Origin of the sequence: Streptomyces silaceus (genome assembly GCF_001419745.1) — a bacterium.
GTDB lineage: Bacteria > Actinomycetota > Actinomycetes > Streptomycetales > Streptomycetaceae > Streptomyces > Streptomyces silaceus.
On sequence record NZ_LIRJ01000115.1, the window covers coordinates 1 to 10,946 of the forward strand.

At 74.5% G+C, this 10,946-nt stretch carries 5 protein-coding genes and 1 pseudogene; 4 read left to right on the forward strand and 2 right to left on the reverse strand.

Annotated elements, in window-relative coordinates; genetic code table 11:
* Both AOK22_RS13005 and AOK22_RS13010 read left to right on the forward strand, forming a co-directional pair.
* Nucleotides 1–622: pseudogene (locus tag AOK22_RS13005) on the forward strand (hypothetical protein); the annotation flags it as partial.
* On the forward strand, nt 619–3,447 hold the full coding sequence (locus AOK22_RS13010; protein ID WP_055698778.1) for a stealth conserved region 3 domain-containing protein: 2,829 nt from the start codon (nt 619–621) through the stop codon (nt 3,445–3,447). The pseudogene AOK22_RS13005 and the gene AOK22_RS13010, both read left to right, overlap by 4 nt.
* Here the strand turns inward: AOK22_RS13010 and AOK22_RS13015 are convergent.
* Nucleotides 3,444–4,304 (reverse strand): helix-turn-helix transcriptional regulator, encoded by an 861-nt coding sequence (locus AOK22_RS13015; RefSeq protein ID WP_055698782.1) that lies wholly within the window; start codon nt 4,302–4,304, stop codon nt 3,444–3,446. The two genes, AOK22_RS13010 and AOK22_RS13015, sit on opposite strands and share 4 nt — an antisense overlap.
* An 87-nt stretch (nt 4,305–4,391) precedes the next feature.
* On the opposite strand from AOK22_RS13015, the gene AOK22_RS13020 reads away from it, so the two are divergent.
* Nucleotides 4,392–5,189: an SDR family NAD(P)-dependent oxidoreductase gene (locus AOK22_RS13020; RefSeq protein ID WP_237773554.1), complete on the forward strand. Its 798-nt coding sequence runs from the start codon at nt 4,392–4,394 to the stop codon at nt 5,187–5,189.
* Nucleotides 5,190–5,219: 30 nt separating this feature from the next.
* Here AOK22_RS13020 and AOK22_RS13025 read toward each other — a convergent pair whose 3' ends face one another.
* The gene (locus AOK22_RS13025; protein WP_055698780.1) at nt 5,220–7,319 is read right to left on the reverse strand and encodes a bifunctional glycosyltransferase/CDP-glycerol:glycerophosphate glycerophosphotransferase; all 2,100 of its coding nucleotides are present in this window, start codon (nt 7,317–7,319) and stop codon (nt 5,220–5,222) included.
* Nucleotides 7,320–7,467: 148 nt separating this feature from the next.
* Here AOK22_RS13025 and AOK22_RS13030 point away from each other — a divergent pair.
* Nucleotides 7,468–10,946, forward strand: a 3,479-nt coding sequence (locus AOK22_RS13030; protein ID WP_055698781.1) for a bifunctional glycosyltransferase/CDP-glycerol:glycerophosphate glycerophosphotransferase, incomplete at its 3' end; no start/stop codon positions are given.

Here is a 10,946-nt window from a genome sequence, read left to right on the forward strand (position 1 = left end):
GGTCACGGTCGAGGCGCGCGGCGACGGGCGCGTACGGAGGTACGGGCTCGCGGTCGCCGACGCGGCGTCCGCGCCCGCTCCCGCGACCCCCATCGCGCCGCACGCCCCCGACCCGGCGACCGGCACCCTCGTCCGGGTCGTGGCGGCCCGCAGCGGGCGGGCGGTGCTCCAGGCGACCCGGTCGCTGCCCCGCGCCGAACTGGTGCGGTTCGTGCCGCGCGGCGACGGCATCACCGCGCACGGGCGGCTCGTCGCGGGGGCCGCCCCCGGCACGGCCCACGCCGTACGGCGGCGGGACGGCCTCGTCGTACCGGCCGAAGTCGTCTGGCGGGGCACGGCGTTCGCGCTGCGGGTGCCGCTCGCCGCGATGGCCGGGGCGGATCCGGGGCAGTGGGTGTGGGACTTCCGGATCGGCCCGCTCCCCCTCGGCCGGTGGCTGTCCGACGTGCGCGACCCGTCCGCCGCCTACCCCACCCCCTTTCGCGTCTTCGCGCTGCCGGACGGCGCGATCGTCCGCGCCCACGCCCACTTCACGGCGTCCGGCGCCTTCGCGGTGACCTGCGGGGACATCACCGACGACCTGGACACCGTCCCCCGGGAGCTCGCGGAGGAGACCTCATGAAGATCACGTTTCTGCTCGGCTGGGGCGACGAGATGGGCGGCACCGAGCTCGCCACGTACACCCAGGCACAGCACCTGGCCGAGCGCCCCGGCATCGAGGTCGAGGTCGTCTCCGTCTTCCGGACCCGCGCCGAGCCGTTCTTCCCCGAGGCGCGGGGGCTGCCCGTGCGGCATCTCGTGGACCGTACGGTCACGCCCGAACGTCCGCTGCGCGAGACGGAGTTGGACGACGCCGCGTGCCGTACGCTCGCCGCGCTGCCCAGCGAGCTGATCAGGCCCGCCTGGGAGGACGCCTTCGACCGGCTCTCCGACGTCGAGCTGACCGCCGCGCTCGGCACGCTCGACACCGACGTCCTGGTCACCACCACGCCCGCGCTGCTCGCCGCCGCCGTGGCGCTGGTGCCCGCGCGGGTCGTCACCGTCCACCAGGAGCACCGCCCCACCCAGCGGCGCGGCCCCTCCGGCGAGCCGCTGCTGCTGCACGCGCCGCGCCTGGACGCCCTGGTCACGCTCACCGAGCGCACGCGCGACTGGATCGCGGAGTCCCTCGGCCCGACCGCCCCCGAGCTCGCCGTCGTCCCGAACGCCGTGCCCGACGGCTTCCGGCCGCGCGCCGACGGCGAGAGCAAGGTCATCGTGATGGCGGCGCGGCTGACCGGCGAGAAGCGCGTCGACCACGCCGTCCGGGCCTTCGCGCAGGTGGCGGACGCGCACCCCGACTGGACGCTGCGGGTCTTCGGCGGCGGGCACCGCGAGCGGCATCTGCGGCGCCTGGTCGACGGGCTCGGCCTGCACGACCGGGTCGAACTGCTCGGCCCCTGCCAGGACATGGCGTCCGAGTGGGCCAAGGCCGGCCTGAGCCTGATGACCGCGGGCCACAACGAGGCGTTCCCGCTGGTGCTCCTGGAGGCGCTCGCGGCCGGGGTGCCGGTCGTCGCGTACGACGTGCTGACCGGGCCCGCCGAGATCGTCCGGCACCGGGTCGACGGGCTGCTCGTGCCGCCGGGCGAGATCGACGAACTCGCTTACGCGATGGACGAGTTGATGGGGAGCGACGAGATGCGGCGGCGGTTCGCTCGCGCCGCGCGCGAGGGCGTCTACGCCCGGTTCTCCTCGGCGGACGTCACCGCGCGCTGGGAGGAGCTGTACACGCGGCTCGTCGCGGGCCGCGACCGGCCGGAGCGGCTGCGCGGGCGCGCGGACCGGGTGGCGCTCGGCGTCGCGTCCGGCGGCAGCGGCTTCCGGCCCACGGCGCCGCACACCTTCGACGCCGCGGCGGCCGCCGACGAGCGGGCCCGCGAGGACGAGATCATCGCCGCCGACAGCACGGGCCGCGTCATCCGGTCGGTGGGCCGCCTGGCCGAGCGCCGCGACGACCTCCTGGCGCCGCGCATGGCGGAGCTGAACCTCGAACTGGCCGCGTCCGCCCTTGAGTCGCAGGACGTCCCGTACTGTCTCGTGCGCACCGCCGACGGCACGGCCCGCACCCTCGCCGTGGACGCCGACGAGCGCCACCGGGCGCTCAAGGCCCTGGCCGGGGCGCTGCGCGGGCAGCCCGTCTACGCCGAGCTGGTCCATCCGCGCGACGCGGCGCCCGGGACGGTCCTGGCCGAACGCCTGGACGCGATCGGCGAGTTGGCGGGCGTCAAGCTGTTCCGGCCGGTGACCACGTCCACGCTGTCACTGCGGCACGGCGCGGGGCAGGCCTGCACGGTGGCGTTCTGGCCGCGGGCGGCGAACGGCTCCTTCCGCGCGCCGTTCGGCTCGACGCTGGCGGGCGCGGAGCTGCCCTCGCTGACGCCCACGGCGACGCTGCGGGTGGCGGGCCGCACGTATCCGACGCTCGACGTGTTCACCGAACTGCTCGTCAAGGACGTCGACTTCCCCGTCGACGCCGTCTACACCTGGGTCGACGACAGCGACCCCGCGTGGCGGGCGGCGCGCGACGCGGCGCTCGGCTCCGACGCGCCGTCGGCCGACACGGGCGCCGTGCGCTTCCGCAACCGCGACGAGCTGCGCTTCAGCCTGCGCTCCCTGGCGATGTACGCGCCGTGGATCCGGCACGTGTACCTCGTCACGGCGGGCCAGCGACCCGCCTGGCTCGACCGGGACCACCCGGGCCTGACGGTGGTCGACCACCGCGAGCTGTTCGCCGACCCCGACGCGTGCCTGCCGACGTTCAACTCGCACGCCATCGAGTCCCAGCTGCACCGCATCGAGGGCCTGTCGGAGCACTTCCTCTACTTCAACGACGACATGTTCCTGGGCCGCCCCACCAACCCGGACACGTTCTTCCTCAGCAACGGCCTCCCCCGCTTCTTCTGGTCCTCGGCGTCCGTGCCCGCGCTGCCGGTCGCCGAGGACGACGAGGGCTATCTCGCGGCGGCGAAGAACAACCGGGAGCTGCTGCGCGGCGCGTTCGGCAGGACGACGACGCACAGCTTCTTCCACGTGCCCTACGCGCTGCGCCGCAGCGTCCTCGCGGAGATCGCCGAGCGCTTCCCCGAGGAGTGGACGGCCACGTCCCGCAGCCGCTTCCGCTCCACCACCGACCTGGCGCTCGTCTCCTCGCTGCACCAGCACTACGCCTACCTCACCGGCCGGGCGGTGCCCGGCGGCATCACGTACGACTTCGTGGACATCGGCGACCGCGCCGACCACGCGCGCCTGGGCCGGCTGCTGCAGAGCCGCGACAAGACGGCGTTCTGCATCGGCGAGTCCCCCGGCGGCGGCATGTCGGACGAGGAGACGGCCCTGGCCATCCGCGCGTTCCTGACGGCGTACTTCCCGGTGCGCTCGCCGTACGAGACGCGCCCGAACGGCTAGCCGGGCACGCCCATGCGCTGGGTGCCGAGCACGGACAGGAGGCGCAGGGACTCCTCCGACGGGGAGCCGGGGGCCGCGGTGTAGAGGAAGACCCGCTGGTCGTGGTCGGCGATGTCCAGCACGTCGCAGGTGACGGAGACCGGGCCGACAAGGGGGTGGGCGAAGGTCTTGCAGGCGGTGGGGCGGGAGACCACGTCGTGGTCGGCCCAGAGCCCGGCGAACTCCTCGCTGCCGGCGAGGAGTTCCTCGACCAGGGACGTCACCTCGGGGTCGTCGGGGTAGCGGGCCGCGGTGGCGCGCAGGTGCCGGGCCGCGGTCCGGGCGAACTCCGCCGCGTCCGAGACGCCGTACAGCCGCCGCCCGTCCCGGTGCGGGCCGAGGAAGGCGCGCCGGATCATGTTGCGGTCCCGGCGCGGCAGGGCGGAGAAGTCCTCCATCAGGGCGGCGGCCAGGTCGTTCCAGGCGATGACCTCGTACGTCGCCGAGATCACGATCGCCGCGGCCTCGGGGAGGCGCTGGATCAGGTCGACGATGCTCTGCCGGACCTCCCGCGAGGGTCCGGGCGGCGGGCCGGGCGGGGTGCCGGCGAGGTGGTGGAGGTGGTCGCGCTCGGCGTCCGACAGGCGCAGCGCGCGGGCGAGCTGGGCCAGCACCTCGCGGGAGGGGTGCGGGGCGCGGGCCTGTTCGAGCCGGGTGTAGTACTCGGCCGAGATGAACGCGAGCTGCGCCACCTCCTCGCGGCGCAGCCCCGGGGTGCGCCGGCGCGTCCCCGCGGGCAGTCCCACGTCGGCGGGGGCGATGCGTTCGCGCCGGCTGCGCAGGAAGCCGCCGAGCTCTCGTCGTGCACGTTGATCCACGGCCCCATTGTGCGCGGGGGCGACGGCGCCCAGCCAGGTACTGCCGGTGCCTGGATGAGCGCGGCGGCCGGGCACAGGCTCGACGGCATGAACGACACACAGACCCCGTCCGTCTCCCCCTCCCCCTCCGGCCTGCTCGCCGGCAAGGTCGCCTTCATCACCGGTGCCGGCCGCGGCATCGGCGCCGCCGCGGCGCGGCTGTTCGCCCGGGAGGGCGCGCGGGTGGTGCTCGCGGCCCGTACGGAGCCCCAGCTGAAGGCGGTGGCCGAGGAGATCCGGGCGGCCGGCGGCACCGCGGACCACGTGGTGTGCGACCTGGCCGACGGGGCGGGCGTCCGGGCCGCCGTGGACCGGGCCGTCGAGCGGTTCGGGCGGCTCGACGTGGCCTTCAACAACGGCGCGAGCCCCCAGCCGCCCGGCCCGATGGACACGCTGTCGGAGGACGACTTCGACGCCGTCGCCGCCGTGAACCTGAAGGGCTCGTGGCGGGCGATGACCGCGGAGATCGCCGCGATCCGCGCCACCGCCGGGCGCGGGGCGATCGTCAACACCTCCAGCGTCGGCAGCCTGATGGCCAACCCGGAGCTGCCCGTGTACGCCGCGACGAAGAGCGCGCTGAACAGCCTGACCGCGTCGGCCGCCGCCACCTACGGCCCCGAGGGCATCCGCGTGAACGCCGTCGCGCCCGGCACCACGCTCACCGAGATGCTGCACGAGTGGGACGAGCGCTCCCCCGGAACCATCGACCACCTCAACTCCCTGACCCCGCTGGGCCGCGCGGCCGACCCGGAGGAGATCGCGCAGGCCGCCGCGTGGCTGCTCAGCGACCGCGCCTCGTACGTGACCGGCACGGTCCTGCGCGTCGACGGCGGCATGCGCGCCTGACCCGCCCCGGGCACGCCCGCCCGACCGGCCCTAGGAGGGGCGGTCCCCGTCCAGGAAGAGCCGCCGTACGACGCGTTCGGCGGCCCTCCCGTCGTCGTAGGGGCAGAAGCGCGACCGGAACGCCGTCCGCAGCTCGGTCGTCCCGGCCGTGTCCCAGCCCCCGCCGCGGAACAGCTCGGCGAGCTCGTCCTCGGTGGTGGCCATGGCGCCGGGGGTCTCGCCGGGGCGGCCGGAGAGCAGGTCGAAGTAGGTGCCGCGGGCGAGGCGGTAGGCCTGCCAGTCGGGGGCGTAGGTCACGATCGGCCGGTCCAGACACGCGTAGTCGAACATGAGGGAGGAGTAGTCGGTGACGAGCGCGTCGGCGGCCAGGCACAGGTCCTCCACGCGCGCGTGCCCGGTGACGTCGACGAGCTGCGGATGGCCGTCGAGCCCCGCGTCGGCGCCGTAGAAGTAGTGGGCGCGCACCAGCACCACGTAGGAGGGGCCGAGGCGCTCGGCGAAGCGGGCGAGGTCGAGGCGGGGCAGGAAGCCCTTCTGGTAGTCGCGGTGGGTCGGCGCGTACAGGAGCACGGTCCGCCCGTCGTCGACGCCCAGCTGGGCGCGGACGCGGGCCACGTCCTCGGCGTCGGCGGTGAAGTACACGTCGTTGCGCGGATAGCCCGCCTCCAGGGCCTGGTAGGCGACGGAGGGGTAGACGCGCTCCCAGATCTCCGTGGAGTGCGGGTTGGAGGAGAGGCTGAAGTCCCACTGGTCGGTGTGGTCGAGGACCTTCTGGAAGCTGATGCCGTGCGTTCCCGCGGGATAGCGGCGCTGGTCGAGGCCCATCTTCTTCAGCGGTGTGCCGTGGTGGGTCTGGAGGTAGACCTGGCCGGGGCGCTTGGTGAACCCGCCGGGGAAGCTGGAGTTGTTGACGAGGTACGTGGCGGTGGCCATCGCCTGCCAGTAGCGCCGCGAGCCCTCGATGACGTAGTCGACGCCCTGCGGGACCTTGTGCCGGTTGCGGCTGGAGACCACCCACACGCCCCGTACGTGCGGGGCGAGTTCGCGGGCCTTGGCGTGGATCGCGGCGGGGTTGCAGGAGACGCCGCGGTTCCAGTAGGCGCCGTAGACCGCGAGGTGCGGGTCGAGGGCGCGGTGCAGGTCGGTGCGGTAGACGGCGCGCATGGCGCGGGCGCGCAGCTTCTTCTTCTGCCGGGTGAGCTCCCGGGTGACGCGCAGCCGCCGGTTCTCGGCCTTGCGCAGCCCTTCGTAGGCGGCGTAGGAGGCGGCGGCGAGCGCCTTGTGCTCGGGGGTGCGGGGTTCGGTGCCGGCGGGCGCGTGGGCGCGGTGGACGCGGGCCGCCTCGCGGAAGAAGTCGCGCCGGTCGGCCTCGCGGATCCGGCCGGGGTCCTCCAGGACGGCGAGCAGATGGGCGGCCGCGTGCGGCAGGAGGCGGGCGCGCTCGGCGGGTTCGGCGGCGGCGAGCAGTTCCTCGTACCGCTCGGCGAGGGCGAAGTGGCGGCGGCCCGGCGTCGTGGCGAAGCTGCCGCCGCGCCGCTCGCGCCAGCGCACGCACGGCCGGTCCAGGACGGCGAGCCGCTCGCCGGCCCGCAGGACCGCCGTGTGGACGGGCACCACGTCCTCGTACGGGCCGTCGGTGAAGGAGAGGCGCTGCGCATGCCAGAAGTCGCGGCGGACGACGCGGTTCCAGGCGGCGGGGGTGACGGCGAGGGGGTCGCCCGCGAGGTCGTCGCCGCCGGGGCGGACGGTCTCCCACCAGTCGACGCGGTCGTGGGCGCAGAGCAGGACGTCCGGTTCGCCCGCGGCCGTGAGGGCGGCGTCGATGGCCGCGAGGGCGCCCGGCAGGAGCAGGTCGTCGCCGTCGAGGAAGAGGAGGTGCTCGCCGGTGGCGCGGTCGGCGCCGATGTTGCGGGCGGGGCCGGGACCCGCCTGGGCGGGGACGCGGACGACTTGCGCGCGCGGATCGCGCTCCGCATACTCCGCGGCGATCGCGGCGCAGGCGTCGGGCGACGCGTCGTCGACGACGATCAGTTCGAGGTCGGCGAAGGACTGGGTGAGCACCGAGTCCAGGCAGTCCCGCAGGTAGCCCTGGACGCGATGAGCGGGGACGACAACCGAGAAGCGCGACATGGACACCGAAGGTAGTCACCCGGACACCGCCTGTCGAAGACCCCTCGTCACTCGTTGGGGTGGTCGAGGGCAAAGAAGTTGACGATCGGGAGCCGGGAACGGGCAAAGGGGATGAATATGCCCGTATTCCCACGAAAGGCCGGTCGCCGTGCAGCCCCGTCTCAGCGTCGTCGTGCCCATCTACAACGTCGAGGAGTTCCTGGAGGAGTGCCTGGAGTCGATCGCCGGGCAGACCCTGGCCGGACCGGGCCTGCCGGGCGGCCCCGGGACACGCGGCGGCCTGGAGTGCATCCTCGTCGACGACGGCTCCACGGACGCCAGCCCCCGCATCGCCCGTGAGTTCGCCGCCCGGGACCCCCGCTTCGTCTACGTCCGCCAGCGCAACGCGGGGCTGAGCGCCGCCCGCAACACCGGAGTGCGCAAGGCGTCCCCCACCGCCGAGTTCCTCACCTTCGTCGACAGCGACGACGTCGTGCCGCACGACGCGTACGAGCGCATGATCGCGAGCCTGGACGCCTCCGGCTCCGACTTCGTGAGCGGCAACGTCTGGCGGCTCAACGAACGCGGCCGCTCCCAGGCCTGGCAGTACCAGTGGCTGACCGAGCCGCGCACCCGCACCCACATCGGCCGCGACCTCGACCTGCTCTCCGACCGCGTGGCCTGGAACAAGGTGTTCCGGCGCGCCTTCTGGGACCGGCACCGCTTCACCTTCCCCGAGGGCAAGCTCTACGAGGACACCCCCGTGATGATCCCGGCGCACTTCCTCGCCGGGTCCGTGGACGTCCTGAGCGACCACGTCTACTACTGGCGCGTCCGCGAGGGCTCCATCACCCGGCGGCGCACCGACGTCAAGGGCGTGCGCGACCGGATCGCGGCGTGCGCGCACGTCAGCGCCTTCCTCGCCGAGCACGCGCCGGCGATGAAGAAGACGTACGACGTGTCCTGCCTGCGCGACGACTTCGTCTACTTCCTGGAGGGGCTGCCGATGGGCGGCCCCGAGTACCGCGCCGCGTTCATGACGGACACGGCGGCCTTCCTGCGCCGCGCCGACCCGGCCGTCGTCGCCGGACTCCCCGTCGACCTGCGCGTGAAGTGGCAGCTCGTGCGCGAGGCGCGCCTCGCCGAACTGATCGAGCTGCTCGCCTTCGAGCGGGCCAACGGCACGGCGTTCCAGGTGCGCGGCACCGTCCGCCGCAGCGTCTCCTACCCCGGCGTCGGCCGCGTCCCGGAGAAGCTCGCGCGCATCGGACGGCGCGAACTGCCCGTCGTGGCACGGGTGAGCGAGGCGCGCTGGGAGCCCGACGGCACGCTGCGGATCAGCGGATACGCGTACGTACGCAACCTGGAGGCGACCCGCCCCGGCCACTCGGTCAAGACGGCACTGCTCAAGTCGGCGCACTCCCGCGGGAAGTTCCGGCACGTGCCGACGCGGACGGTCGCCGCGCCGCAGGCCACCGAGCACTCCCGGCAGCGCCTGCACTGCTACGACCTGTCCGGCTTCGAGATGACCGTCGACCCCGAGCAGCTGAAGACCGGCGGCCGCTGGCAGCCGGGGAACTGGCTGTTCGGCGTGTTCGTCGCCGGCCACGGCACCGTGCGGCGCGCGGCCGTGCGCGCCGTGGAGGGCGCGTCCGCGCAGACCCTGGTGCGCGAACTCGGCGACGGGCTGCGCCTCGTCCTCGGCTTCAGCAAGGGACGCCTGGTCCTGCGGATCCAGAAGTACGCGGCGCGCGTGGACGCCCACCGGCGCGACGGCGACGACGTGGTCCTGAGCGGCACCCTGCCGGGCCACCCTCGCCCCACGGCCCTGCGCCTGACCCACAAGCACACGAAGACCGACGTCGACTGCCCGGTGACGCTCACCGGCGACCGCTTCGAGGTCCGCGTCGCACTGCGTGACGTGGAGGCGGTGGCACCCACCCCGCACCGGGCACCCAAGGAGGTCGAGCCGCCGCACGGCGACCGCTGGCAGGCCAACCTCGTGCTGCCCGACGGCAGACTGACCTCGCTGGCCGCCACGCTCGACCTGCCGCCGGGCCGGTACGCCTCACGGGCGGGCCGCGAGCTGTGCGCCACCGCCAACGAACACGGCCAGCTGGTCGTCGAGTTGACCCGCCAGCCGGTCGCCGATCACGTCGCGTGGGCCGCCGACGGCACGCTGACCGTGGCGGGCACGGCGGCCGCGGCGAGCTGGACCGACCCCGAGCTGGTGCTGCGGCACAGCGGCCGCGACGAGGAGCTGACGGCCCCCCTCCTGCGGGACGGCGACCGCTTCCGCGCGGTGGTCGCGCCGGGCGGCGGGGTGCTGCGGGAGGGCCGGTGGTACGCGTTCCTGCGCGAGGCGGGGGCGTCCGGCATCGGGACGCCCCGCGCGGCGGACGGCATGCCCGTGCGGCTGCTGGCCTCCGTGTTCGGCGCGCTGCCGCTGCGACAGACCGTCCAGGGGCGGGAGTTCACCGTCGACCGGCGCTTCGGCGACCGGCTCCTGATCGAGTCCGGCTCGGTGCTCGCGCGCTCCGAGCGCGGCGCGTACCGGCGGCACAAGCTGCGCACCGTCCACTATCCGAGCCGCCGCGAACTGCCGCTGACCGACGCCGTCCTCTACTTCGACGGGGACTCGCCGCGCGCCGTCCACGAGGAGCTGGTGCGGCGCGGCACCGACGTCGCGCACCTGTGGGTCACCCACGACCAGCAGACCCGGGTGCCCGCGGGCGCGCAGGGCGTGGAGGAGCACAGCGCCGCCTGGTACGAGGCGCTGGCCCGCTGCCGCCGCATCGTCACCGCGGGCCATCTGCCGGAGTTCTTCGAGCGCCGCGCGGGCCAGACCGTCGTCCAGACCTGGCACGGCGCCCCGCTCAAGCGCATCGGCACCGACCTCACCGACACCCTCTACGCCGACCACGGCCACCTCGACGCGCTGCCGCGGCTGGCCCGCCAGTGGGACGTCCTGGTCTCGCCCAACCGTTTCTCCACCCCGCACCTGGGCCGCGCGCTCGCCTACGACGGCGAGGTCCTGGAAGCCGGCTCGCCCCGCAACGACGTGCTGTTCGCCGACGACCGCCGCAAGGTCGCCGAGCGGGTCCGCCGCGAGCTCGGCATCGCACCCGACAAGCGGATCGTGCTGTACGCGCCGACGTTCCGGGACCATCTCGCGTACTCCCCGGGCAGATTCCGCTACGAGCCCGCGCTCGACTTCCGCGCGGCCGAGTCCGTGCTCGGCGACGACCACGTCCTGCTGGTGCGCAAGCACCCGCTGACCTCGGGCCGGCTGCCGGGCGCCCGCGCGCCCTTCGTGCGCGACGTGTCCTCCCACCCCCGCACGGCCGAACTCCTCCTGGTCGCCGACGTGTTGGTGACGGACTACTCCTCCCTGATGTTCGACTTCGCGCACACCGGGCGCCCGATGCTCTTCCACGCCTACGACCTGGAGCACTACCGCGACACGGTGCGCGGCTTCTACCTCGACTTCGAGACCCGCGCCCCGGGACCGCTGCTCGCCTCCACCGGCGAGGTCGTCGAGGCGCTGCGCGACCTGGACGCCATCGCGGCCCGGCACGCCGAGGCGTACGCGGCGTTCCGCGAGGCCTACTGCGACCTCGACGACGGCCGGGCCGCGGCCCGGGTCGC